The following is a 20,560-nucleotide window of genomic DNA, read 5'->3' as shown; positions in this document are numbered from 1 at the left end:
CATGACGTGCGACGATGTGCGGCATGTCGCAGCCGCCCCCCGATCGGAGTAGCGCCCCGCCGCCTCCCCGCCCCGACGCCTCCATGTCGCTGCTGACCACGGTGATGGAACACAGCCTGGACGAGGGCTACGCCGAGGCTTCGGCACGCCGCGAGGCCGACGGAAGCGCCGGCATGCCCCGCACGCTGAAGTCGAAACTGGGGCTCGCGGCGGGCCTGGTGCTGGCCGCCGTCGTGGTGACCCTCGGTGCCGCCGAGGCGCAGGTCGCGGCTCCGGTCGTGGCCAAGGAACGCGAGGAACTCATCAACCGCGTCAATGCGGAGACCAGCGCGGCCGACGCGCTCCAGGCGGACGTCGACGAACTGCGCAAGGACGTCGGCGAGCGGCAGCGCAAGGCCCTCGAGCAACACGGCGGGGATCAGGGCGGCCTGGTCGCGCTCCTCTCCGGAGCGACTGCCGTCGAAGGGCCCGGAATCAAGCTGGTCGTGGACGACGCCAAGGACACCGATCAGGGCGGCGGCGGTCCGCGCGAGTCGACCGGCTTCGCCGACACCGGGCGGGTACGGGACCGGGACATGCAGCGGGTGGTCAACGGCCTCTGGCAGTCCGGCGCCGAGGCTGTCGCCATCAACGGCCAGCGCCTTACGGCACTTTCGGCGATCCGCGCGGCGGGCGACGCCATACTGGTCGACAACCGGCCGCTCGTGCCGCCTTACACCGTGCTCGCGGTGGGGGACGGCAAGAAGCTCGCCGACGCGTTCCGCGACAGTGCGGACGGGCTGTATCTGCAGGCGCTGCACGAGAGCTTCGACATCCGCACCAGCATCTCCGAACAGGAGAAGGTGCGTCTGCCGGCCGCGCCGACCCTGATCGTACGAACAGCAGAGCCTCAGGCCGCAGACACGGGCAGTGGTGCGGCAGACACAGGGAAGGGCACATCGTGATCGCCGTACTGGGCCTCGTCGTCGGAGTCGTGGTCGGACTGTTGGTCCGGCCCGAAGTGCCGGCGGTGGTCGAGCCCTACCTGCCGATCGCCGTCGTCGCCGCGCTCGACGCCGTCTTCGGAGGTCTGCGCGCCATGCTCGACGGGATCTTCGTCGACAAGGTCTTCGTGGTGTCGTTCCTCTCGAACGTCGTGGTGGCCGCACTGATCGTCTTCCTCGGCGACAAGCTGGGCGTCGGCGCGCAGCTCTCGACGGGTGTGGTGGTCGTCCTCGGCATCCGTATCTTCTCCAATGCCGCGGCCATCCGCCGGCACGTCTTCCGGGCTTGAGGCCGATGACCAACGAACAGAATCCGCCCGGCGGTCGGCCCGGCGGCGCACTGCCTCCCGAAGCCCCCCAGCCGGCCCGGGGCCCGGCCCCGGCTGACGCGCCCAAGGAGATCTCGGGGCGTCAGCGGCTGCTCGCCGGTCTCTGGCCCCCCAGGGTGAGCAGGGCCCAACTGATCGTGGCACTCCTCCTGTTCGTCCTCGGGCTGGGGCTGGCCATCCAGGTCAGGTCGAACAGCGACAACAGCGCACTGCGCGGTGCCCGCCAGGAGGACCTGGTGCGCATCCTCGACGAGCTCGACAACCGCACCCAGCGCCTCGAGGACGAGAAGCAGCGCCTGGACGACCAGCGCACCGAGCTGGAGAACAGCTCCGACCAGGCGGAGGAGGCCCGTAAGCAGACCCTGGAGAAGGAACGGCAGCTCGGTATCCTCGCGGGCACGGTCGCGGCTCACGGCCCCGGTATCACCCTGACCATCGACGACCCGACCGGCGCCGTCGAGGCGGATATGCTCCTGGACACCGTCCAGGAGCTGCGTGCGGCCGGTGCCGAGGCCATCGAGGTCAACGGGGTGCGCGTAGTCGCCAATACGTACTTCTCCGGTGACGGGGGAGACATCGGTGTCGACGGGCGCAGGATCAAGGCCCCGTACGAGTTCGAGGTCATCGGCAAGCCGCAGGACCTCGAACCGGCTCTGAACATCCCGGGCGGAGTGGTGCAGACCCTGGAGAAGGAGCAGGCCACGGCGGGTGTGACACGCTCCGAGGACATCGTCGTGGACGCCTTGCGACCGGCGAAGGAGCCTGACTACGCTCGGTCGTCGACCCAGTGAGGGCGACGCGGACGGGGCCGGGAGGACACGGGGACGACGTTGCGGGGGGTCGGCGCACCGGATTGATGGCGCGTGGTGGAAACTGTCGGGTGGATACGGACGTTGTGAGGATGTCCGGGTCGGCAGGTGTGTTCATTCAGGGTTCGTCCTGCCCCACGGGCGGGTCTATTTCGGTCAAGGGGAAACGCCCGTGAAGTTGTTTGCGAAGTTGTTCGGAAAGAGTGCCCGCGAGGACAGCAACAGCGCTGCCCGCCACCGTGCTCCGCGTCAGGGGCAGGGTGCCGAGGAGCAGGGATCGGAACGCCCGCTCTTCCGCGATGAGGTGCCCGGCGTGCCCGGCGCGTCGTCTGTTGACCATGGTGGTGCCGGACGCATAGGTTTCGGGGCACCATCGACCTCAAGTACGGGTGGAGGGTTTCCCCCCGCCCCGGAGGGCTCGGCCATGCCGGTTTGTACGAGGTGCGGGCATCGCAATGCCGAGGCCAGCCGTTTCTGCTCCAACTGCGGCGCGCCGCTGCGGGGCGGGGTCCCCGAGCGTGCCTCGGAGACCACCTCGACCATCTCGATCTCCGGCATCGAGGCGTACGAGGCCGAGGTGACGGGCCAGACCGCCACTTCCTCTCCCTCGCTCTCCCCGGAGGCCCAGGCCGCCGTTGACGCGCTGCCGGCGGGCTCCGCGCTCCTGGTGGTGCGGCGTGGCCCGAACTCGGGCAGCCGCTTCCTCCTGGACGGCGACCTGACCACGGCAGGCCGTCACCCGCAGAGTGACATCTTCCTCGACGACGTGACCGTGTCGCGGCGTCATGTGGAGTTCCACCGGAACGCGGACGGTAGTTTCACCGTGGGTGACGTCGGCAGCCTCAACGGCACCTACGTCAATCGCGAGCGCATCGATTCCGTCGCGCTGTCCAACGGCGACGAAGTCCAGATCGGGAAGTACCGGCTGGTCTTCTACGCCAGCCAGCGGGGCGTGTGACCCTCCCCCGGACCATGTCCGGGGGAACCCCAGGAAGGTCCATGCTGCGATCACCGACAGGCGGTGCCGGACACGGCACCGCCGCCGCGGACGAGCGAGCCATGAGCATCGGCACGGTGCTTCTGCGGCTGCGCGACGAGTTTCCCGAAGTCACCATCTCCAAGATCCGTTTTCTGGAGGCCGAGGGGCTCATCGAGCCGCAGCGGACTCCTTCCGGGTACCGGAAGTTCAGCTCCGCCGACGTCGAGCGGCTGGCCCAGGTCCTGCGCATGCAGCGGGACCACTACCTGCCGCTCAAGGTCATCCGTGAGCACCTCGACGCCCTGGGCCGGGGCGAGCAGGCCGCGCTGCCTCCTGACGGCGGCCAGGGCCCCCTCGTGGACGGCCGCTGGGACCATGACCCGGGCCGGGCCACCGCCGCCCGCATCGGGCGCTCCGAGCTCCTCGCCGCGGCGGAGGTCACCGAGGACCAGCTCGGTGAGTGGGAGTCGTACGGGCTGATCGTGCCCTCTCCGGAGGGCAGCTACGAGTCCGGTGCGGTGACCGTGGCGCGGCTCGTGGCGGATCTGGGGCGCTTCGGCCTGGAACCTCGGCACCTGCGGGCGGTGAAGGCGGCTGCGGAGCGTGAGGCGGGTCTCGTCGAGCAGGTGGTCGCGCCCCTGCGGTTGCACCGGAATCCGCAGACCAGGGCCCATGCGGAGGCCACTGCGAGGGAGCTCGCGGAGCTGTCCGTCCGGCTCCACGCCGCGCTCGTCCAGACCGCGCTCAAGGTCCGTTTCCACTGACCGCGGGGGAGCCCGACTATCCAAACATGGCGGGCACGTCCTAGGGTTGCTGTGTGAACGAGCTCGACGTTGTGGGTGTCCGGGTGGAAATGCCCTCCAACCAACCGATCGTGCTCCTGCGTGAAGTGGGAGGCGACCGGTACCTCCCTATTTGGATCGGCCCTGGGGAAGCGACAGCGATCGCCTTCGCCCAGCAGGGCATGGCTCCGGCCAGGCCGCTGACCCATGACCTCTTCAAGGATGTGCTCGAGGCCGTCGGCCAGGAGCTCACCGAGGTCCGTATCACGGACCTCAGGGAAGGGGTCTTCTACGCGGAGCTGGTCTTCGCCAGTGGGGTCGAGGTGAGCGCGCGGCCGTCCGACGCCATAGCGCTCGCCCTGCGCACCGGCACACCGATCTACGGAAGTGACGGGGTGCTGGACGACGCCGGGATCGCGATCCCGGACGAGCAGGAGGACGAGGTGGAGAAGTTCCGCGAGTTCCTCGACCAGATCTCTCCGGAGGACTTCGGTACCAACAGTCAGTGACCGTCCCGCAAGGGCCTCTGTCAGCGCATCCGAGAAGCCGTTCCCCGAAGCCGGTCACGGGAAACCACCCTCAGGGTGATTATCACTCGGCGTGCCGAGTGTGGCGATCGTTGACGCACCCCTGGTGACTGCCTACCTTCGAGTTGGCAGGTCAAGGACGGAGGTCGGCGTGAGAAGCAGCGGCGACGGTACGGCTGTGGGTGAGCCGTACCGGCAGCACGGCAGTGCGGCCGACCACACCATCAGACAGCCGGTTCAGCCGGCGATGATGGCAGCGGACGGTGGGGCAGAGGCACATGACATCGGCTATCGGGGGCCGACGGCGTGTGCGGCGGCCGGGATCACGTACCGGCAGCTCGACTACTGGGCGCGTACGGGGCTGGTGGAACCGAGTGTGCGTCCGGCCCACGGGTCCGGGACGCAGCGTCTCTACGGATTCCGGGACGTGGTACTCCTCAAGATCGTCAAGAGGTTCCTGGACACGGGCGTCGCTCTGCAGAACATCCGCACCACGGTCCAGCACCTGAGGGACCGGGGATTCACGGATCTCGAGCGGATGACCCTCATGTGCGACGGGGCGACGGTCTACGAGTGTTCCTCGCCCGACGAGGTCGTGAAGCTGCTGCAGGGGGGCCAGGGGGTCTTCGGCATCGCCGTGGGGGTCGTCTGGCGTGACGTGGACGCGGCCCTGTCCCAGCTGCACGGCGAGCGGGTCGACACCGGCGAGACCCTGATCGGCAACAACCCCGCCGACGAGCTCGCCCGGCGGCGCAACCGAGCCGGCTGAGCACCGGGGCCGCCCCGCGCCGCACGGCGCCGGGCGGCCCCGTTGTCAGTGGCATAGGGCAGCATCGGTGAGGTGAGAGCCGCACCCACCATCCTGCATCTGGACATGGATGCCTTCTACGCCTCCGCGGAGCAGGCGTCGAAGCCCAGCCTGCGCGGCAGGCCGGTCGTCGTGGGCGGGCTGGGGATGCGCGGGGTGGTCGCCACCGCTTCGTACGAGGCGCGTCGGTTCGGTGTCCATTCCGCGATGCCGATGGCGCAGGCGAGACGGATGGCGCCCAACGCCGCCTATCTGGTGCCCCGCTTCTCGCTCTACCGCACGGTGAGCGAGCAGGTGATGGAACTGCTCGGGCGGCTGTCCCCGCTCGTGGAGCCGCTCAGCCTGGACGAGGCCTTCGTCGATCTGGAGGCCGGCGGGGTCGCCGACGACTCGGTGACCGCCCGTCTGGTCGGTGAGCAGCTGCGCACCGTGATCAGGGGAGTCACCGGGCTCAGCGCCTCCGTCGGTCTGGCCGGCTCCAAGATGCTGGCCAAGATCGCCTCCGAGGAGGCCAAGCCGGACGGCCTGCTGCTGATCGAACCGGGTACCGAGCGCGAGCTCCTCGCGCCCATGTCCGTACGGACCCTTCCCGGAGTGGGTCCCGCCACCGGTGACCATCTCCGGCGCGCGGGCATGACCGTCGTCCGCGACCTGGCGGAGGCGGGCGAGGCGGAGCTCGTGCGGCTGCTGGGGAAGGCCCACGGCGTCGCGCTGCACCGCATGGCCCTCGGGTACGACGACCGGCCCGTCGTGGCGGAACGGGATGCGAAGTCCGTGTCCGTCGAGGACACCTTCGACGTGGATCTGCACGACCGGGTGCGCGTCAGGACGGAGGTGGAGCGGCTGGCGGACCGGTGCGTCCACCGGCTGCGGGGCGCGGGGCGGTCAGGCCGGACCGTCGTGCTCAAGGTGCGCCGCTACGACTTCTCGACGCTGACGAGGTCCGAGACCCTGCGCGGCCCCACGGACGACCCCACCGTGGTCAGGGAGGCCGCGGCCCGGCTCCTGGAGGCCGTCGACACCACCGGGGGCGTACGGCTGCTCGGAGTGGGCGTCACGGGGCTCGCGGACTTCACGCAGGAGGATCTCTTCGCCCAGGCCGCCGACGCACGACAGGCCGCGGAGGCACAGGTGGCCGCCCGGGCGCAGCAGACGGCGGCGGACGAGCCGGCGTCGGGGACCACCCCCGTTCCGGACGAGCCGCCCGCAGGGGCGGAGGAGACCGCGCACGGGTACGCCGCGCCGCCGGCCGCCCGGCACTGGCAGGCCGGCCACGACGTGCGGCACGACGTGCACGGCCACGGCTGGGTGCAGGGAAGCGGCGTCGGCCGCGTGACCGTGCGGTTCGAGGAGCCGGGGATGCCGCCGGGCCGGGTGCGTACGTTCCGTATCGATGATCCGGAGCTCCACCCGGCCGATCCGCTGCCCCTGGTGCGGGACCCCGTGGACTACTCCTCGTGGCCGGCCAGCCTGCCGAAGTCCCTGTCAGGGCCGGTCCCGCCCGAGGGGGCGGAGTCCAGTCCGTAGTGGCGGTAGAGCTGGAGCTCCTGCTCGGGGGAGAGATGCCGGCCGACGCCGAAATCGGGTGCGTCCCTGATCAGGGCCCGGTCGAAGGGGATCACCAGGGTGCCGTCGACGAACTCGCTCGGTTCCAGTGGGACGAAGGCGTCCCGGGTGAACAGGCCGGTGCGCACGGCGGCCCACTCGGGCACGCCGGTGGCGTCGTCGAGATAGACCTCGTCCACGGTTCCGATCTTGACACCCTTGCGGTCGAAGGCCTTGCGGCCGATCAGGCTGCGCGGATCGATGTCGGTCTGCACGGTGCCTCCCACTGGTCGCGCATCAGGGTGGTCGCAACTGCTCCACAGGCACTACGAAAGGCCAGATCCGGGCCTTCGGCCACTCGAGACGGCCGGCACCGGCCCGCTGGTAGTGTGGAACACGGCTGCCGACCCCGCGCGGGAGAGTCCTCCGGAGAAGTCCGGAGGCGCCGAAGGAGCAACTCCTCCCCGGAATCTCTCAGGCCCCCGTACCGCGCGGACGAGGTCACTCTGGAAAGCAGGGCGGGACCCGCACGGCACGTGCCGCGACGGATCCCCGTCCTCACCGACGGTGAAAGCCGGTACGCCCGCGGGCCGTGCCGGTGAAGCTCTCAGGTCGAGATGACAGATGGGGAGGCCGTCCGGGCTGCCACGCCGTGGTGCCCCTCGCAGGTCGTGTCAGACCAGGAGGCCTCCATCATGACCCCCCGTCGCACTCCGCTCTCCCAGCTGGAGCAGGGCATTCCGTTCGAGCAGCGCCACATCGGCCCCGATGCCGAGGCCCAGGCGAAGATGCTCGCCCAGGTCGGATACGGCTCCCTCGACGAGCTCACCGCCGCCGCGGTACCCGACGTGATCAAGAGCGCCGAGGCGCTGAATCTCCCGGCGGCCCGTACCGAGGCCGAGGTCCTCGCCGAGCTGCGGCGGCTCGCCGACCGCAACCAGGTCCTCGCTCCGATGATCGGGCTCGGCTGCTACGGCACCTTCACCCCGCCGGTGATCCTGCGCAACGTCATGGAGAACCCGGCCTGGTACACGGCGTACACCCCGTACCAGCCGGAGATCTCCCAGGGGCGGCTCGAAGCCCTGCTGAACTTCCAGACGATGGTGGCCGACCTCACCGGTCTGCCGACCTCGGGTGCCTCGCTCCTGGACGAGGGCACCGCGGCCGCCGAGGCCATGGCCCTCGCGCGGCGCGTCGGCAAGGTCAAGGACGGCGTCTTCCTGGTCGACGCCGACACCCTCCCGCAGACCGTCGCGGTGATCGAGACCCGCGCCGAGCCGACCGGCGTCGAGGTGGTCGTCGCCGACCTCTCCGGCGGGATCCCGGCGGACATCGCCGAGCGGGGCGTCTTCGGCGTCCTGCTGCAGTACCCGGGCGCCTCCGGAGCCGTGCGTGACATCAAGCCCGTCATCGAGCAGGCCCACGAGCTCGGGGCCGTCGTCACCGTCGCAGCCGACCTGCTGGCCCTGACCCTCCTCACCTCGCCCGGAGAGCTGGGCGCGGACATCGCCGTCGGCACGACGCAGCGCTTCGGTGTCCCCATGGGATTCGGCGGACCGCACGCCGGCTTCATGGCCGTCCGCGAGAAGTTCGCGCGCAGTCTGCCCGGCCGCCTCGTAGGGGTCTCCGTCGACGCCGACGGCAACAAGGCCTACCGCCTGGCCCTGCAGACCCGCGAGCAGCACATCCGCCGGGAGAAGGCCACCAGCAACATCTGCACCGCACAGGTGCTGCTCGCCGTCATGGCCGGGATGTACGCGGTCTACCACGGCCCCGAGGGCCTGCGGACGATCGCCCGTCGCACGCACCGGTTCGCCACGATCCTCGCCGAGGGGCTGCGGGCCGCCGGTGTCGACGTCGTGCACGACGCGTACTTCGACACCCTCACCGTCCGGGTCCCGGGCCGAGCGGCGGGTGTGGTCGCCGGCGCCCGTGAGCGCGGGGTGAACCTGCGACTCGTCGACGCCGACCGGATCTCCTTCGCCTGCGACGAGACCACCACCCGCACCCAGATCGCCGCCGTCTGGGCCGCCTTCGGGGCGGGCGGCGACATCGAGGCCCTCGACGCCGAGGCCGCCGACACGCTGCCCGAGGACCTGCTGCGCACGGACTCCTTCCTCACCCACCCGGTCTTCCACCAGCACCGTTCCGAGACGGCGATGCTGCGCTACCTGCGCAAGCTCGCCGACCGTGACTACGCGCTGGACCGCGGCATGATCCCGCTCGGCTCGTGCACCATGAAGCTCAACGCGACCGCCGAGATGGAGTCGATCACCTGGCCCGAATTCGGTGCGCTGCACCCCTTCGCGCCGGCCGAGCAGGCCCAGGGCTTCCTGACCCTCATCCGTGAGCTCGAGGAGCGTCTCGCCGAGGTCACCGGCTACGACGCCGTCTCCCTGCAGCCCAACGCGGGCTCGCAGGGCGAATTCGCCGGTCTCCTGGCCGTGCGCGCCTACCACCGGGCCAACGGCGAGGAGCAGCGGACCGTCTGCCTCATCCCGTCCTCCGCGCACGGCACCAACGCCGCGAGTGCCGTGATGGCCGGCATGAAGGTCGTCGTGGTGAAGACCGCCGACGACGGCGAGGTCGACATCGAGGACCTCCGCGCCAAGATCGGGAAGCACCGCGACGAGCTCGCCGTCCTCATGATCACGTACCCCTCGACGCACGGAGTCTTCGAGGAGCACGTCGCCGACATCTGCGGCGAGGTGCACGACGCGGGCGGCCAGGTCTACGTCGACGGTGCCAACCTCAACGCGCTCGTCGGCCTCGCCAAGCCGGGCAAGTTCGGCGGCGACGTCTCCCACCTCAACCTGCACAAGACCTTCTGCATCCCGCACGGCGGGGGCGGTCCCGGTGTCGGTCCGGTCGGTGTCCGCGCACACCTGGCCCCGTACCTGCCGAACCATCCGCTCCAGCCCGCGGCGGGCCCGGAGACCGGCGTCGGTCCGATCTCGGCGGCCCCGTGGGGGTCGGCCGGCATTCTGCCCATCTCCTGGGCGTACGTACGGCTGATGGGCGGCGAGGGGCTGAAGCGCGCGACGCAGGTCGCCGTGCTCGCGGCCAACTACATCGCCAAGCGCCTGGAGCCGCACTTCCCGATCCTGTACAACGGCCCGGCGGGTCTGGTCGCGCACGAGTGCATCGTGGACCTGCGCCCGATCTCCAAGGCGACCGGCGTCAGCATCGACGACGTGGCCAAGCGGCTGATCGACTACGGCTTCCACTCGCCCACGATGTCGTTCCCGGTGGCCGGGACGCTGATGATCGAGCCGACGGAGAGCGAGGACCTCGCCGAGCTCGACCGGTTCTGCGACACGATGATCGCCATTCGCGCCGAGATCGAGAAGGTCGCTTCCGGCACCTGGCCCGCGGACGACAACCCGCTGCGCAACGCACCGCACACCGCGGCCGCGCTCGGTGGCGAGTGGGCGCACGCCTACAGCCGCGAGGTGGCGGTCTTCCCGGCCGGTGTCGCACCGTCGGACAAGTACTGGCCGCCGGTGCGCCGGATCGACGGGGCGTTCGGCGACCGCAATCTGGTCTGCTCCTGCCCGCCCCTGGACGAGTACGACCAGTAGGCCGCGCGGATACGCGTCGGGGCCGGTGCGGAGACCTCTCCGGCCGGCCCCCGTGTCTGTTCGCCGCGGTCAGGCGGCCTTCATCACCTGGCCGCTTTTCAGCGTCCGGTGCGGGGCGATGATCTGCCCGTCCGGGAGCAGCTCGCCGGTGTCCTCGAAGAGCAGGACGCCGTTGCACAGCAGGCTCCAGCCCTGTTCCGGGTGGTGCGCCGTCAGGCGGGCGGCCTCCCGGTCGGCGGAGTCTGCGGTCGGGCAGGGTGGCTGGTGCTGGCACATGGAAGGGTTCTTTCGCTGCGTCGAGTGTCCTGCGGCTGACGAGGTGTTCACGGCCCGCCCCCGTATCAGATGGGTCCGGTTCCAGTGTTGCCCCACGGGCGTCGTTCCGCAGGGATTTCGCCGCAGCTCCTGTTCTCCTTCCATGACGCATCACCCGGCCGGACGGTTCAACGCAACTGGACCGTCCCTTCGGGTGGTTCGGGGTGACCTGACCGGGCTAGTCCGGACGGGCGGACGGACGCGCCCCGCCGTGTGGACGGCGGGGCGCGTGGAACCGGAGGGGTCAGGCCGGCGATCCCAGGAGACCGGGAAGGCCGGGAAGCTCCGGGAGCGGAGCCGGGGTGACGCGCAGGGTCATGACCGGAAGGAGATCGGCGACCCGGTGCGGGCGGTGTGCGGTGATCCCGGGGGGTGCGGGGGCCAGGGGCACCAGCACATCGGTCGGGGCGAGTGCCCCGCCCGCGGCGTCGGCCCCCGTGTCGTCGTGCAGCCACAGCGTGAGCATGTAGAGCTCCGGGATGGACAGCAGGCGCGGCTGGTAGTGCGCCGTCGCCGCGTCCGCCTGTCGCACGGCGCGTTCGGTCGAGGCGAGGTAGGGCCCCTCGAAGAAGTGCGAGAAGGTCCAGCCGTCGGCGGTGAGCATGGTGTCCGCCGCGGCGACGGCGCGCTCACCACTGCGGATCAGGAAGCGCCAGCCGGCGAGGCGGGTGCGGGGTGCTGCCTCGTTCGGCACGATCCGGTCCAGCACATGGACGGGGAGCGGAAGTTCGGGGCTCAGCGATCCCTGGACGGACCGCAGAGCGGGTGTATGGGCCTCGCGGACTGCGGTGGGAGAACCGAGTGCTGCGAGAACGCTGCGCAGTGCGGGCGCTGGGGCCGGAGAAACATGCAGCGGCATAGTGGGTCGCCTCTCACTTCGGAGACACGGTGATGCGTGGGCGGGTGCAGACGGCGCTGTCGGCGTGCGGGGCCAGAGGAAGGCCGGTGACGGGCGGACTGGCCGGTGCGTCAACTCTCTGCCTCGTTCGCAGAGTTTATACGACAAATGTTCACACGATGTTTCGCCTAGCCGTCGCGCATATTGTCCGCAAGGCAGATTTGAGCCTTTGAATTGCGGAGTTTCTGCCACTTCGGCCCCATCGGGGAAGCCTATGGCCAGGAATTTTCACGATGCGGCGGTAGGCTGAAACCCGTCAGTGTTTCCGCACGCTCCGGGCACATGAACTCCATATGCTGCATGCCGACGGAATGTGCCTCCGGCTTCCGTCCTCAGACTACTGTGTGTCCGAGGGCCGTGGGGGCGTTATAGATCACCTCGTCGGGGCATTATCGATCGTGATGCGAGCGGCCTGTGCCGCGGGCCGCCCACCCGAGGAGGGACCCTTCGATGGGCGAGAAGGTCGTGGCGGACACCTTTGATCTGTCCGATCGGCATGTGTACCGCAAGAAGCTCGCCCAGTGCCTGGAGGGACTGGAGAGGCTCCTGTCGGAGCAGAGGTTCGACCGGCCCAGAAATCTCATGGGGCTGGAGATCGAGCTGAATCTTGCGGGTCCTGACGGCATGCCGCGGATGCGGAATGCCGAGGTCCTCCAGCGCATCGCCAGCCGGGATTTCCAGACGGAACTAGGGATGTTCAACCTGGAAGTGAATATTCTTCCGCACCGGCTGAGCGGCCGGGTTTTCGATCAGCTCGCCGAGGAGCTCCGCACCGGCCTCGCCTACGCGCATCGGAAAGCCGCGGAGGTGGACGCCGGGATCGTGATGATCGGCATCCTGCCGACACTCGGCCAGGACGACGTGGTCTCCGCGAACCTGTCGGACGTGGACCGGTACACGCTGCTCAACGATCAAATGGCGGCGGCCCGCGGCGAGGATTTCGTTCTCGATATCGAGGGGGTCGAGCGACTGGTCTGCAACTCCGCCTCCATCGCTCCCGAATCGGCCTGTACCTCGGTCCAGTTGCACCTGCAGGTGACGCCCGCGCGCTTCTCCGACGTGTGGAACGCGGCCCAGGCCATCGCGCCGGTCCAGATCGCCCTCGGGGCCAACGCCCCGTTCCTCTTCGGCAAGGAGCTGTGGCGGGAGTCGAGGCCTCCGCTGTTCCAGCAGGCCACGGACGTCAGGCCGCCCGAGCTCCGGAACCAGGGGGTACGGCCGCGCACGTGGTTCGGGGAGCGCTGGATCGGTTCCGCCTACGAGCTCTTCGAGGAGAACCTGCGCTACTTCCCGCCCCTGCTGCCGATCTGCGACGACGAGGACCCGCTGCGGGTGCTCGACGAGGGCGGTGTGCCCACGCTGGCCGAGCTCGTCCTGCACAACGGCACGGTCTACCGGTGGAACCGCCCCGTGTACGGGCTGGCCGACGGCGTTCCCCACCTGCGCGTGGAGAACCGGGTCCTGCCCGCCGGGCCCACCGTCGTCGACGTGATCGCCAACGCCGCCTTCTACTACGGCCTGGTGCGCGCGCTGGCCGACGAGTCCCGGCCGGTGTGGACCAGGATGCCCTTCGAGGCCGCGGCCGAGAACTTCGACGCCGCCTGCCGGTACGGCATCGACGCCGAGCTGCTGTGGCCGCGCCCGGGCCGCTCGGGCGGCGTGGCGAAGGTGCCCGCCGTCAAACTGGTCAGGGACGAACTGCTGCCGCTCGCCGCCGCGGGGCTCGATGCCTGGAACATCGAGCCGGCGGACCGCGACCTCTACCTGGGAGTCATCGAGGAGCGCTGCCGCCGCCGCGTGAACGGGGCCTCCTGGCAGGTCGACACGTTCCACCGCGCCCTGGGGGCAGGGCTCGAACGGGACGCGGCCCTGGCGGCCACCACCCGGCGCTACGGCGAACTGATGCAGTCGGGCGAGCCGGTGCACACCTGGCCGGTCGGCTTCCCCGCCCCCTGAGGGGGCGGTGGCGGCCCGCGCCGGCCGCCGCCCGTACCCGCCCCGCTGCCGAAGACGCTGCCCGGTGTCCCTGCGCCCGGTCGGCGTCGGGCAAGCTATGAGGCAAGGACGCACGGCCGCGGGCCGGTGTACGGGTGGAAGAGGGGCGCGTGGCTGAATTCATTGCTCACGAGGAGCTGTCACGGCGGACCCTGCGGTCGGAGACGCTGCTGGTGCTGGCTCTCTCGCTCGGGGCCAGCGGGGTGTCCGCCCTGATCAGTTTCACCGGATCGCTCACGAAGCCGGGAGGCCTGAAGGACCAGGCCGCGACACTGAACGGTTCGTACGCTCCCGGGCGGCCGTGGCTGGACCTCTCCTGGCAGCTGTTCGGCATCGCCTCCGCCCTGGTGCCGGTGGCGTTGGTGGCCCATCTGCTGCTCCGGGAGGGCGCCGGTCTGCGGACCCTCGGTTTCGACCGGACCAGGCCCTGGCCCGACCTGGGCCGCGGCACCCTGGTCGCGGCGGGCATCGGCAGCGCCGGGCTGGCGTTCTACCTGGTGGCGCGGGCCGGCGGATTCAACCTGACCGTGGTCCCGGAGTCGTTGCCCGAGGTGTGGTGGAAGTTCCCCGTACTGATCCTCTCCGCGGTGCAGAACTCCGTCGTGGAGGAAGTGATCGTCGTCGGCTACCTGCTGCGGCGGCTGGGGCAGTTGGGATGGACCCCGATGGCGGCTCTGGCGGCGAGCTCCGTGCTGCGCGGCTCGTACCACCTGTACCAGGGAATCGGCGGTTTCATCGGGAACATGGTCATGGGCGTCGTCTTCGTCCTGCTGTACCGACGGTGGGGGCGTGTCGGGCCGCTGGTCGTCGCGCACGCCCTCCTCGACATCGGGGCGTTCGTCGGATACGCGCTGCTCGCGGGCAAGGTGGGCTGGCTGCCCACGCCGTGACGAGGGCTTGGGAGAGCCGCTGCGTCGCCCCCCGGCCGGGCGGGGCGGCGAGCGTGCTGCCCGGCCGGCAGGTGTGCCGCGCGTGACGCGGGGGTCCGCGGGGCTTCGATCGGAGCGTGGGCGGCGGAGCGGTGGCCGTTCCGGCCGGCGTGGTCCGTAGTCCCCTCGCGCGCGAGGAACGCGCACGTCGTGGTCGGCGTGCGCATCATCCCGACCCCCGCTGTCGTGCCGACAGGGGGTCGTTGCGCAGTGGGCGGCGGTGGTGACGTCGGCGTCCCGGCGCAGGACGCACGTCCCGTATGCCGTCGGGCCTGAAGTCCCCTCCCTTCCAGCCGTGTTGGCCGAAGCCACTCGGGTGGACCGGGTCCGACGAGTGACCCGCACGGCGACGAACCCGCGGGATCCCGGTGAACGGCGCGCGCCACTACGGTGGGCCGATGACGTCGATCAAGAAGTTCCAGGTCACCTTCGACTGCGCGGAACCCGAGCGCCTCGCCCGCTTCTGGTGCGAGGTGTTGGGGTACGTCGTACCGCCGCCACCGGAGGGGTTCGCCACGTGGGACGACTACAAGCGCTCACAGTCACCTGAGCAGCGGGATTCATGGTTCGCCTGCACCGATCCCTCGGGTGCGGGCCCGCGGCTGTACTTCCAGCGCGTCCCCGAGGGGAAGGCCGCCAAGAACCGGTTGCATCTCGATGTGCGGGTCGGCACCGGACTCGTGGGTGAAGAGCGCCTCGCCGCACTCGAGGCCGAATGCGCACGGCTGGTCCCGCTCGGCGCGGTACACGTGCGCACGCTGTATGACGGCACTGATTCCTGCATCCCGATGCAGGACATCGAGGGCAACGAGTTCTGCATCGACTGACGGGGGCCCCGAACGCGCCCCACGGTGTCCTCGCGATACAGGCGCAGAACCGCCCCGTCCCGTCGGGAAGGAACCCCCAGTGCCCCGGCTGAGCCGGTCGCCGCAGGTCATGGGGTGATCCAGGACCGGGCTGGGGCCTGTCCCGGACGGATTGGCCGATGATCCGGTCCGGGTGGGGCGGGGTGGTCCTCCCGGCGGCGGACGAGCTCAACCGGAACCTCGCCCGTCGAGGAGCCGAGGGCCGGGTGCGCGATGCCTGTGCCCCTTACCGGAACAGGACCCTGCTGAGCACCCTGCGGCGGAGTCGCGGCAGCAAGCACACCTGACCCGCCGGACAGGCCGTGGTCGAGACGGGGCGGACTCCTTTGGGCCCGGGCGGCCGGCCCTCCTCCTGTCGTCCGGTGACGGTTCTCCGGGGGAAGAACGCGGCGCGGAGGTCGAGGCCGCGGCGGAACGCACCGGACCTGTGCGCCGCGATGTCCCGGTCGGCGCACGCGGCAGGGGGTCGCTCCGCTCCCTGGGTGCGCGGCCGACGAGGAGGCTCCCGTGCGCGGACTCGGCGCGCCCATCGAGCGACCACCGCAACGGTGCGTACCGGGGCACCCCTCGAACCGGCCTCGCGCGGTCCTGCCGCGGGCGCCGGTGAAGTCCGTACGCCGTGTCCGGGTGCGGCGACCTGATACCGGGCCCGTAACGGCTCCCACCGGTTCGGCCATGGTCCACGTCCGGCGCGCTCAGCCGTCGGCCCGGGTGCGCCGGACGGCTGCCCCCGGCTGCCCGGCTCGCGGCGAACACGACTCGAGCGCGGGCCGCAGGACATCCCTTCCGGCAGATCGGTTCTTGTCACGCGATAGCTTCCGATATATCGTTGACGTATCACGACCGATCAACGATGAGAGGAGCGCAGTGATGCGTTCACATGGACACGGGCACGAACACGGGAACTGCGGCCCCGGACGCCAGGGCCGCGGAGAGCATGAGGGAGGGCGGGCCGCCTTCGGGCCGTTCGGCCCGCCCTTCGGAGGTGGACCCTTCGGTGGCGGTGGTGGACGCGGCGGCCGGGGAGGCGGTCGGGGGAGGGCCAGGCGCGGCGACGTGCGCGCGTCGATCCTGGCGCTGCTCAAGGATCGCTCGATGCACGGCTACGAGATGATCCAGGAGATCGGTGAGCGCAGCGGAGGGGCCTGGCGGCCCAGCCCCGGCTCGGTCTACCCCACGCTCCAGCTGCTGGAGGACGAAGGGCTCATCATCAGCGCGAGCGAGGGCGGCAAGAAGCTGTTCACGCTCACGGACGCGGGCCGCACCGAGGCCGAGTCCGGCCCCGAGGCGCCGTGGGAAGAGGCGGGGCGCGGTGTCGACTGGGAGGGTGTCAACGAGATCCGGCAGGCCGGTTTCGGGCTGATGGAGGCGTTCGGGCAGGTCTGGAAGACCGGCTCGGCCGACCAGCGGCAGAAGGCACTCACCGTGATCAACGACGCCCGGAAGAAGCTGTACCTGATCCTCGCCGACGATCACTGAGTCGTGCGGTGCGGGCGGAGCCGACCGGGGCCCCGCGGCCGGTCCGCGGGGCCCCGGTGCCGTCCGTGCGGTCGCGATCTCATTCGCAGGGATGAGGAACGTCCGGATTCCCCCGTCCTCGGTGGTAGGCGCGGATGGGCCGTACCGGGGATGTGTTCGCTCACCGGGCCTGATGGGGTGGAATGGTGCACAATCCGACGCGATACACCTCCGGACAGGCCCCGCCGAACCTCCTCGAGCCCCCCGGTGGGCTCACCGAGGAGATGCGTGCGGTCGCGGTCGGCGCGCGCAGGCGGGCGGTCCGTGACGGTGACCGTGACGTCGACACGGCGCACCTCCTCCACTCGCTCGTCGAGTCCGACCCCGCGGTCCGGGAGGCGTTCGGCGACGGGCCGCGGCTGGCCAGGGTCCTCGGGTACCTCGTGCAGCGCAGTATCGGCTACGGCCTTCGCTGGCAGGGTGCGCAGGAGCGCCCGGGCGTGCTGCCCGCCCCGCGGTACGCGGCCGACGGGTGGTCGCCCTCGGCGGCGGTGGCGCTGGCCCGGGCGGCGCGGGGTGCGGTGCTGCGCGGAGCGTCCCGCGCCGGAGGTCTGGATCTCCTCGCCGCGCTGATGGCGGACCCGGGGTGCCGGGCCGTCGAGGTGCTGGAGCGGTCCGGCGTCGATGCGGCGTGGCTCGCGGCCCGGACGGCCGACCGGCTTGCGGGGGCGGACCGGCCGAGGTGATCGCGGAACGGTATCGACAGGCGTAACGGTGGTGACGCTCCTGACATCAGCTGCCATGATGTGCCGATGCACACGTCTCAGAGGAGAAGTGCCGGGCTGGGCCTGGCCCTTGCCTCGGCCTTCGCGTTCGGTGGTTCGGGAGTGGCGGCCAAACCGCTGATCGAGGCAGGGCTCGACCCCCTGCACGTGGTGTGGCTAAGGGTGACCGGTGCCGCTCTCGTCATGCTGCCCGTCGCCTGGCAGCACCGGAACCTGGTGCGTGAACGGCCCGCACTGCTGGCCGGGTTCGGGCTCTTCGCCGTGGCCGGCGTACAGGCCTTCTACTTCGCCTCGATCTCCCGCATCCCCGTCGGGGTCGCTCTCCTCGTCGAATACCTGGCGCCCGCGCTGGTCCTCGGCTGGGTGCGCTTCGTACAGCGCAGGCCCGTCACCCGGGCCGCCGCGGCCGGTGTGGTGCTGGCCGTCGGCGGACTCGCCTGTGTCGTGGAGGTCTGGGCCGGTCTGAGCTTCGACGCCGTGGGGCTGCTGCTCGCACTCGGGGCGGCGTGCTGCCAGGTGGGTTACTTCGTCCTGTCCGACCAGGGCAGCCAGGACGCCGGGGGCGGGGGTTCCGCGGACGCCGGGCCGCCGCATCCGGTCGGCGTGATCGCTTACGGACTGCTGGTCGGCGCAGCCGTCCTCACGGTCGTGGCCCGGCCGTGGGGCATGGACTGGATGGCACTCGGCGGGAGCGCGGCCATGAACGGGCACCAGGTCCCCGCGTGGCTGCTGCTCGGCTGGATCGTCCTCCTCGCGACCGTGCTCGCCTATGTCACCGGAGTGGTGTCCGTACGGCTGCTCTCACCTCAGGTGGCGGGTGTCGTCGCCTGCCTGGAAGCGGTCATCGCCACCGTGCTCGCCTGGGTACTGCTCGGCGAACACCTCTCCATGCCCCAGCTCGTGGGCGGCTGCATCGTGCTGATCGGGGCGTTCATCGCCCAGTCGTCCGCGCCCAGGCCGCCGTCCGGCCCGGTGGTTTCCGGCCCGGGAACCCCGGGACTCCTGCCGGAGGGTGCGGCGGGCGCCGGCGCGTCCGCCGCCGGCGAGGGGAGGTTGTCCGGGCGTCCGGCCGGACCGTAGGGTGGCGATCATGCAGCGCACCGTACTTCCGCCTCCTGCCGCCTAGTACGCGGCAGCCACTCCTGACGAAGACCGGGCCCGGGTACGTCCCGAGCGGGTCGTCGCTGCCCGCGTGCGGAGCCGAGCGACCACCCTCCCCTCTTCCTCCGGAGATCCCACGTGTCCCTCCCTGTTCCCGGCCTGCCCATCGGGCGGAGCCTGATCTACCTCGTCGTTGCCGGTGTCGCCTGGGGTACGGCCGGTGCCGCGGCCTCCCTCCTCTTCCGGGTCAGCGACCTCGGCCCTCTCGCACTGTCGTTCTGGCGCTGCGCGGGCGGCCTCGTCCTGCTGGCCGGGGTGCTCGTCCTGCGCCCCCGGCGCCCTCGCCGCTCCGGGGAGCCCAGGGGCCGGCGGCTGCTGCGCATCCTCGGGACCGGTATCGGCCTCACCGTGTTCCAGAGCGCTTACTTCGCCGCGGTCCAGGCGACCGGACTCACCGTCGGGACCGTCGTCACCCTGGGGGCCGGGCCCGTGCTCATCGCCGTCGGTGCGCGGCTGGTCCTGGGGGAGCGGCTGGGCCGCGGCGGGATCGCCGCCGTGGCCGGTGCGCTCACCGGGCTCGCCGTGCTGGTGCTCGGCGGGGAGCCGGCCGAGGTGCGGCCCGCAGTGGTCCTGCTCGCGCTGCTGTCCGCCGCGGGCTACTCGGCGATCACCCTGCTGACCCGCCGGCTGGGCCGTGACGGTGCGTCGGGGGACGCCCTCTCCACCACCGCGTGGGCCTTCGGCATCGGCGCCGTGGGGCTGCTGCCGATGGCCGTCGCCGAGGGGCTGGTGCCGCACACCGCCGCGACGGGTCAGGTCCTGTGGCTGCTGGTCTACGTGGCGGCGGTGCCGACCGCGCTCGCCTACGCGCTGTACTTCGCGGGCGCGGCGACGGTCCGGGCGGCCACGGTCTCCGTGATCATGCTCCTGGAGCCGGTGAGTGCCGCGGTCATCGCCGTGACCGTCCTGCGGGAGCGGCTCACCGCGGCCACGGTCGCCGGCACCCTGCTCCTGCTCCTCGCGGTGGCGGGACTCGCCTACGCCGAGGCGCGCGGTGCGGCGGCGGCCCCGCGCAGCAGGAAGGCCGTGCCGGCCTGATCCGGTGCGGGCCCGTCGGCGACCGGGACGGCGACGGGCCCGGCGGGGGCGCCTCAGAGCGCGGTCAGGTAGTCCGGCACAGGGACGGTGGGATCCAGATCGTCGGACGGGACCGGTGCGGCGTATCCCCGGGCCAGGGGAACCACACCGGCCCAGTACGGCAACGAGAGGTCCGCCGGATCGTCGTTGGGGCCACCGGTGCGGACCTTCGCGGACAGTTCCTCGAGGTCGAGGCGGATGACGGCCGTGGCGGCCAGTTCCTTCGTGTCGGCCGGCCGCGAGTCCGCGGACCTGCCCGGTACGACCTGGTCGACGATGGCGTCGAGTGCGACGCGCCGCTCCTCCGGGTCGGTCACGGTGCGGGCGATGCCGTGGACCACCACGGAGCGGTAGTTCATCGAGTGGTGGAAGGCGGAACGGGCCAGTACCAGGCCGTCGACGTGCGTGACCGTCAGGCAGACCGCCATGCCCGGATCCGCCGCACGCGTGTCGCGCAGCGGGCGGGACCCCGTCGAGCCGTGCACGTAGAGCCGCTCCCCGACCCTGCCGAAGAGCGTGGGGAGGACGACCGGCGCACCGTCGCGGACGAATCCCAGGTGGCAGAGGTAGGCCTCGTCGAGTATCGAGTGGACGAGCTCGCGGTCGTACGAAGCGCGCTGCCCGGCCCGGCTCGGGACCGTGCGCCCGGTCGGCTCGTAGGGGGCTGCGGCGTCCGTCCCGGTGCTGTCGGGTGTTGCGGTGTCGGGCATTGCCTACTCCATTGCACTAGTGC

General features: G+C 71.1%; 20 protein-coding genes and 1 riboswitch. Of the genes, 16 read left to right on the top strand and 4 right to left on the bottom strand.

From position 1 onward, the window contains the following. Positions 1–23: 23 nt before the first annotated feature. The 8 genes from OG927_RS04480 to OG927_RS04445 all read left to right on the top strand — a co-directional run bounded on the left by OG927_RS04480 (position 24) and on the right by OG927_RS04445 (position 6,744). Positions 24–944, top strand: a complete 921-nt coding sequence (locus tag OG927_RS04480) for a DUF881 domain-containing protein (protein WP_056796063.1) — start codon at positions 24–26, stop codon at positions 942–944. Further along, positions 941–1,273, top strand: coding sequence for a small basic family protein (locus OG927_RS04475; RefSeq protein WP_003970459.1), 333 nt, complete (start codon positions 941–943; stop codon positions 1,271–1,273). Before OG927_RS04480 ends, OG927_RS04475 begins: the two co-directional genes overlap by 4 nt. Positions 1,274–1,278: 5 nt before the next feature. Next, on the top strand, positions 1,279–2,103 hold the full coding sequence (locus tag OG927_RS04470; RefSeq protein WP_056795950.1) for a DUF881 domain-containing protein: 825 nt from the start codon (positions 1,279–1,281) through the stop codon (positions 2,101–2,103). A 190-nt stretch (positions 2,104–2,293) separates the two neighbouring features. Beyond that, on the top strand, positions 2,294–3,079 hold the full coding sequence (locus OG927_RS04465; protein ID WP_372450648.1) for an FHA domain-containing protein: 786 nt from the start codon (positions 2,294–2,296) through the stop codon (positions 3,077–3,079). A gap of 41 nt (positions 3,080–3,120) precedes the next feature. Continuing rightward, positions 3,121–3,864, top strand: coding sequence for a transcriptional regulator FtsR (gene ftsR, locus OG927_RS04460; protein ID WP_056795943.1), 744 nt, complete (start codon positions 3,121–3,123; stop codon positions 3,862–3,864). 53 nt (positions 3,865–3,917) lie between these two features. Beyond that, complete coding sequence (locus OG927_RS04455; protein ID WP_006123076.1) at positions 3,918–4,391, top strand: bifunctional nuclease family protein; 474 nt, start codon at positions 3,918–3,920, stop codon at positions 4,389–4,391. Between the two features lie 169 nt (positions 4,392–4,560). Next, the gene (locus tag OG927_RS04450; RefSeq protein WP_056795940.1) at positions 4,561–5,178 is read left to right on the top strand and encodes a MerR family transcriptional regulator; all 618 of its coding nucleotides are present in this window, start codon (positions 4,561–4,563) and stop codon (positions 5,176–5,178) included. A gap of 72 nt (positions 5,179–5,250) precedes the next feature. Further along, the gene (locus tag OG927_RS04445; RefSeq protein ID WP_079099235.1) at positions 5,251–6,744 is read left to right on the top strand and encodes a DNA polymerase IV; all 1,494 of its coding nucleotides are present in this window, start codon (positions 5,251–5,253) and stop codon (positions 6,742–6,744) included. On the opposite strand, the gene OG927_RS04440 is transcribed toward OG927_RS04445, so the two are convergent. After that, complete coding sequence (locus tag OG927_RS04440) at positions 6,666–7,037, bottom strand: PRC-barrel domain-containing protein (protein ID WP_056796060.1); 372 nt, start codon at positions 7,035–7,037, stop codon at positions 6,666–6,668. The genes OG927_RS04445 and OG927_RS04440 overlap by 79 nt on opposite strands. A 129-nt stretch (positions 7,038–7,166) precedes the next feature. Next, positions 7,167–7,262, top strand: a riboswitch (glycine riboswitch). Positions 7,263–7,457: 195 nt separating this feature from the next. On the opposite strand from OG927_RS04440, the gene gcvP reads away from it, so the two are divergent. Continuing rightward, positions 7,458–10,343, top strand: coding sequence for an aminomethyl-transferring glycine dehydrogenase (gene gcvP / locus OG927_RS04435; RefSeq protein ID WP_330319745.1), 2,886 nt, complete (start codon positions 7,458–7,460; stop codon positions 10,341–10,343). A 69-nt stretch (positions 10,344–10,412) separates the two neighbouring features. On the opposite strand, the gene OG927_RS04430 is transcribed toward gcvP, so the two are convergent. After that, positions 10,413–10,619, bottom strand: a complete 207-nt coding sequence (locus OG927_RS04430) for a DUF5999 family protein (RefSeq protein ID WP_056795932.1) — start codon at positions 10,617–10,619, stop codon at positions 10,413–10,415. Between the two features lie 283 nt (positions 10,620–10,902). Beyond that, a complete protein-coding gene (locus OG927_RS04425) occupies positions 10,903–11,517 on the bottom strand; it encodes a hypothetical protein (protein ID WP_056795929.1) in 615 nt (204 codons plus the stop codon). Between the two features lie 489 nt (positions 11,518–12,006). Here OG927_RS04425 and OG927_RS04420 point away from each other — a divergent pair, with 489 nt between their 5' ends. From OG927_RS04420 to OG927_RS04390, 7 genes are all read left to right on the top strand, one after another. Next, positions 12,007–13,512, top strand: coding sequence for a glutamate-cysteine ligase family protein (locus OG927_RS04420; RefSeq protein ID WP_056795924.1), 1,506 nt, complete (start codon positions 12,007–12,009; stop codon positions 13,510–13,512). Between the two features lie 149 nt (positions 13,513–13,661). Beyond that, positions 13,662–14,441 carry a CPBP family intramembrane glutamic endopeptidase gene (locus tag OG927_RS04415; protein WP_056795921.1) on the top strand — a complete coding sequence of 260 codons (780 nt, stop codon included), beginning with the start codon at positions 13,662–13,664 and terminating at the stop codon, positions 14,439–14,441. Between the two features lie 437 nt (positions 14,442–14,878). After that, positions 14,879–15,307: a VOC family protein gene (locus OG927_RS04410; protein WP_056795919.1), complete on the top strand. Its 429-nt coding sequence runs from the start codon at positions 14,879–14,881 to the stop codon at positions 15,305–15,307. A 909-nt stretch (positions 15,308–16,216) separates the two neighbouring features. Then, positions 16,217–16,825, top strand: coding sequence for a PadR family transcriptional regulator (locus tag OG927_RS04405; RefSeq protein WP_079099236.1), 609 nt, complete (start codon positions 16,217–16,219; stop codon positions 16,823–16,825). A 185-nt stretch (positions 16,826–17,010) separates the two neighbouring features. Then, positions 17,011–17,550 (top strand): Clp protease N-terminal domain-containing protein, encoded by a 540-nt coding sequence (locus OG927_RS04400; RefSeq protein WP_408058126.1) that lies wholly within the window; start codon positions 17,011–17,013, stop codon positions 17,548–17,550. Positions 17,551–17,616: 66 nt separating this feature from the next. Beyond that, positions 17,617–18,669, top strand: coding sequence for an EamA family transporter (locus OG927_RS04395; protein WP_330319744.1), 1,053 nt, complete (start codon positions 17,617–17,619; stop codon positions 18,667–18,669). A gap of 159 nt (positions 18,670–18,828) precedes the next feature. Continuing rightward, on the top strand, positions 18,829–19,788 hold the full coding sequence (locus tag OG927_RS04390) for a DMT family transporter (RefSeq protein WP_330319743.1): 960 nt from the start codon (positions 18,829–18,831) through the stop codon (positions 19,786–19,788). A gap of 53 nt (positions 19,789–19,841) precedes the next feature. Here OG927_RS04390 and OG927_RS04385 read toward each other — a convergent pair whose 3' ends face one another. Next, on the bottom strand, positions 19,842–20,537 hold the full coding sequence (locus OG927_RS04385) for a pyridoxamine 5'-phosphate oxidase family protein (RefSeq protein WP_319099526.1): 696 nt from the start codon (positions 20,535–20,537) through the stop codon (positions 19,842–19,844). Positions 20,538–20,560 lie beyond the last annotated feature (23 nt).

The sequence above is a fragment of the Streptomyces clavifer genome (assembly GCF_036345975.1).
Classification (GTDB): domain Bacteria; phylum Actinomycetota; class Actinomycetes; order Streptomycetales; family Streptomycetaceae; genus Streptomyces; species Streptomyces clavifer.
Note: the sequence above shows the minus strand (reverse complement) of the source record. Positions and strands in the feature narration are given on the sequence as shown.